We start from the raw sequence: 770 nt of genomic DNA, 5'->3' as shown, positions 1-770 counted from the left end.
ATACTGTTCGATTTGTTGCGGCGTATCAGTACAAGCAATCGTTGGATGCCCTAAATAGCCACACGGGCATGGATTCATGGCAGCAATAAATTGAAAATTCGCAGGTAAGGTAATTTGATGCTGTGCGCGCGCGATCGAAATCGCATTCGACTCTAAAGGCTCTCGTAGCATCTCAAGACTATGCCTCGAGAACTCTGGCAGCTCATCCAAAAATAAAACACCCTGATGCGCTAAAGACACTTCACCGGGTTTAGGTTTAGCGCCACCTCCTACAAGAGAAACTGCCGAACACGAATGATGAGGTGAACGAAATGGTGGTGTAAACCAATCCCCCTCATCTCTCGGAGTATTGGTTAAGCTATATAAAGCGGCTACGTCGCGTGCTTGTTTGATATTAAGTTGAGGCAATATGCCGCTGATACGCGAAGCAAGCATACTTTTGCCTGTTCCTGGCGGACCAAATAACAATAAGTTATGCCCTCCCGCTGCAGCTATCTCTAGCGCTTTACGCGCAGAATACTGACCAAGAACATCCGACAGATCATCTATTTGAGCATCTAGGTCTTGATCAGAAGTTTCTGCAGTATATCGGCATGTCGTTGCACGCTCAGGATCGCGAAGATATTCCACCAACTGCCGAAGGTCTTCTATGCCATAGATCGATTTTGCACCTAATAAGTGAGCATAACGGAGATCATCCTTCGCAACAAACACACGGTGGCTAGACTCGAGGCTTTCAATCAAAGAAGGTAAGACACCCGTGACGGGAC

Annotated in this window: 1 protein-coding gene; it reads right to left on the bottom strand. The window is 47.0% G+C overall.

What is annotated here, in order from left to right:
- Nucleotides 1-770, bottom strand: a 770-nt coding sequence (locus A3739_RS26265; protein ID WP_156502866.1) for an ATP-binding protein, incomplete at both ends; no start/stop codon positions are given.

The sequence above is a fragment of the Oleiphilus sp. HI0067 genome (genome assembly GCF_001635735.1).
The sequence above is the reverse complement of the archived record's forward strand: the minus strand, read 5'-3'. Positions and strand labels throughout refer to the sequence as shown.